The organism is Bradyrhizobium sp. P2_E8, from assembly GCF_056403875.1.
The window spans coordinates 1-2941 of record NZ_JBFUES010000930.1; the positions used below are offsets into that span (position 1 = coordinate 1).

A 2941-nucleotide genomic window follows, 5' to 3' on the forward strand; every position below is an offset into this window, starting at 1 on the left:
CTCTAAACATGGTTGTGGACCGGGTTGAACGATACAGCGAAAAGTTCAAATCGGCCCCAGCCGCAGGTTGGGAGAAACAGCCGGGGCCGACATTCCCATTCCGTGTGCCGTAATCAGCGGTAGTCGGCACGCTCCTAGCAAGCCACAAGAAAGCTAATGGAACTCTTTCGCCCGCCGCCGTCCGAGCGTTTCCCGCGCCGTTGAGCTTGGGTCATGTGAAGCGCAGCGCGGGCACTCCCCGTCCGCTGCTGTGCTAAGCTGCTGTGCGATTTCTTCCCTGAGGTCTTGCGTCTCCCAATTCGTGCCATCGCTCCTCACGATCCTCTTGGCGCGCTCGACCTTCCTTGATTTCTGACGAGCATCGTCAAGGATACAAGGCGTTCTGCGAGGAGCAAGTCCACGCGGTGCCTCACGAACAGCAGCGGCGCATGCACGATCTCGACGTTCTGTTTCGCCGCGCGGCCATTGGCTACATCGACACCGTCATGTGCCAATTCTCGGACGGCTTGGGCGATAAGAGGGATATCCCGGTCGCGTACACGTTTGGCCAGTACCTCCGCACGATGGGCATGTTTGCCGCGCTTTGGACGGAGATGCGAACGGCGATCGCCTTCAATCGCGAAGAGCGGACAAAACTTGAGAAGCGCATCGCAGAGCTGGAGCAGATACCCCAGATTTCCTACAACGGGATATTCGCGCCGGAGAAACAGTACAAGCCAGGAAACCTGACGACATATCAAGGTTCGGTCTGGCACCCAACGTCTTCACAACAGGCGTGACGCCGGGTGATGGGAGTTGTTGGACTCTGATCGTGAAGCGAGGACGGAACGGAAAGAACTCAACATGACAATTGAAGCAGCCCTGGACTTTGCGCGCAGGGAATTTGATCGCGCAATTCGCAACGAGCAAGAGAAGTTTCGGAATTTTCAGACGATGTCGGGGACTGATCCCGCGCGCATCGAGATGATCCTCAAGGAGCACCTGGTGGAATGCGAAGTTCATCGCGAAAAGTCGCTTGTCGAAATCGAGCGATGCATTCGCGTTGCTGCGCAGACTTTGCACTGACGGGATGCGCTAGAGGCGAGGTGAAACAGACTGCGAAAGTCCACCACGTCCGCTTCCGGGGGACTGGGAGACATTCTCCGGCCGTGTCATTCGGGCGGCTTTTGACCCCCAGCGGACATACGAGCCGCATCGAAAGTCCGCTCCGGTTCGCGTGCGGCTCAAACCTCCGGGCGTAGGGCCACTTCGATGCGCTGGATCAGCCACTCCCGTAGGGCAGGAAATACCTCCCCGAGGAGGATGCGGGCGCGGGCAATTGGCAAGTAAGGCTCCATCGCCGCCGTCAGCGTCGCTTGCGACATGCCGGCCAGCCGCCCGTACTCAGACTGCGCGGCCGCATTGATCGCGCGCGGTCGCTGCGGATTGTCGACGCGTTCAGGGGCGATCTCAGACAACGAGACGTGGCAGCATGCAAGGTCGTAAGCAGCGGGCGCGCGGACCGCAAGGGTCCAGTCGATGAGACGTGGGCCATCCGCCGTCATGATCACGTTCTCGGTGTGGAGGTCGCAATGGCACAGCTCGTCCCCCGGCCGAAGGCGGTCGATCAGGGCGAGGATGCCAGTGGCGATGTGCTTCGGAACAACGTTACCGGAGCGACTTAAGGCGGCGTCCATCCGGTCGCGCAGGGAGATGACCTCCGGCGGCGGCGGCGTCTTGTGAACGGCCAGTAAGAGGGACGCGAGGATTGCGCCCGCTTGCCCGAACGTCACGGCACCCCTGCGCGTGAGCTGCAGCAGGGTCGGCCCGTCGAGGCGTGGCAGCACGATGCGAAGCGTCCCCCGAGTTCGACCTCGTCGAGCACCTCCTGCGCCGGGCCGCCGGCTGCGAAGACCGCGCGGGTCATGCGCGCTTCCCACCGGCTCAGTCGCTCCGGGACGCCGGCCTTGAACAGCTTCACGACCTGACCGGGCGCCCAGGCATGAATGTCCGCAGAGGTGCCTTCGCCGATCTTCTCCCCGAGTGGTCCCCGCATCCGCCCGTTCTCCCTCCGCGATGAGCAAACACTGTCGGCGGGCAAAAGAGAACCTCTCCCCGTCGTGGCATGATCGCTTTCCACCCTGCAGGACCTTCGCAGTTTGACGCAAGTCCGACTTTGGCCCGTGGCTGACCTCAGCTTATGGCGCCGTGAGGTCTGCTTTCCGATGGTGAGCCGAACAGGATATGCAAGCTGGGCCAAGGCAGCCTTTGACCCACAACTGATCTCACGGCGATCCAGGTTGCGACCGGCTTGCAATCACCCCACGGTTGCGATTAGAAATTGAATTCTACGCCATAGATGATCATGCGAATGCCGGAGGAACTTTGGCTAACGGTTTCGTAGTCTGGTTCAATAAGTTTAAGGGTTACGGCTTCATAAGGCCCGACGGTGGAGGCAAGGATGTATTCGTTCATATGTCCGCCGTCGAGGAAGCTGGCATTTCGACGTTGATTGAAGGGCAAAGAGTGAGCTACGAGCTCGCTTCCGTTGCAGGCAAGGTAACAGCCAGTCAGCTGCGAGTCGGTATCCAGGAATCTCAGGAATCTAGTCAGCTGATCAGCCGATAGACCGTCGCGGCTTTCTTCCGCGCGGTCGCCGGCCATTTCCGAAGTTGCGGGTAGACCGGACCTGACTGGCTACCGCCGAACCGGCGCTGTGGAACGGACCTGCCTGGTTGAGGGCAATTGCCCTAATTTGAATATAGCGGCGACCTAACTCACTAACGACACGTTAATTTCTTTTACCATGTGAGCAATACTGACCAGCGCCAAGCCCAGTGGCAGTCCACAGTGGGTTCCATCACCGCCGACCACGGCAACTACCGGTGACTGAGAGTTTGTAACGCTCCCGCCTGACCAAGGCGTGCAACATGTTCCGCCATCCCCGAACGCTATGTCCAAT

At 60.0% G+C, this 2941-nt stretch carries 5 protein-coding genes; 3 read left to right on the forward strand and 2 right to left on the reverse strand.

What is annotated here, in order from left to right; translation table 11 throughout:
• Window positions 1-428 precede the first annotated feature (428 nt).
• Window positions 429-779: a hypothetical protein gene (locus tag AC1D00_RS34465; protein WP_477013751.1), complete on the forward strand. Its 351-nt coding sequence runs from the start codon at window positions 429-431 to the stop codon at window positions 777-779.
• A gap of 64 nt (window positions 780-843) precedes the next feature.
• Window positions 844-1065 (forward strand): hypothetical protein, encoded by a 222-nt coding sequence (locus tag AC1D00_RS34470; RefSeq protein ID WP_477013752.1) that lies wholly within the window; start codon window positions 844-846, stop codon window positions 1063-1065.
• A gap of 158 nt (window positions 1066-1223) precedes the next feature.
• On the opposite strand, the gene AC1D00_RS34475 is transcribed toward AC1D00_RS34470, so the two are convergent.
• Both AC1D00_RS34475 and AC1D00_RS34480 read right to left on the reverse strand, forming a co-directional pair.
• Entirely contained in the window at window positions 1224-1826 is a 603-nt protein-coding gene (locus AC1D00_RS34475) for an aminoglycoside phosphotransferase family protein (protein WP_477013753.1), read from the reverse strand.
• Window positions 1769-2035 (reverse strand): hypothetical protein, encoded by a 267-nt coding sequence (locus tag AC1D00_RS34480; RefSeq protein ID WP_477013754.1) that lies wholly within the window; start codon window positions 2033-2035, stop codon window positions 1769-1771. The genes AC1D00_RS34475 and AC1D00_RS34480 overlap by 58 nt, the downstream gene beginning before the upstream one ends.
• 329 nt (window positions 2036-2364) lie before the next feature.
• On the opposite strand from AC1D00_RS34480, the gene AC1D00_RS34485 reads away from it, so the two are divergent.
• On the forward strand, window positions 2365-2607 hold the full coding sequence (locus AC1D00_RS34485) for a cold-shock protein (protein ID WP_477013755.1): 243 nt from the start codon (window positions 2365-2367) through the stop codon (window positions 2605-2607).
• The last annotated feature ends 334 nt before the right edge of the window (window positions 2608-2941 follow it).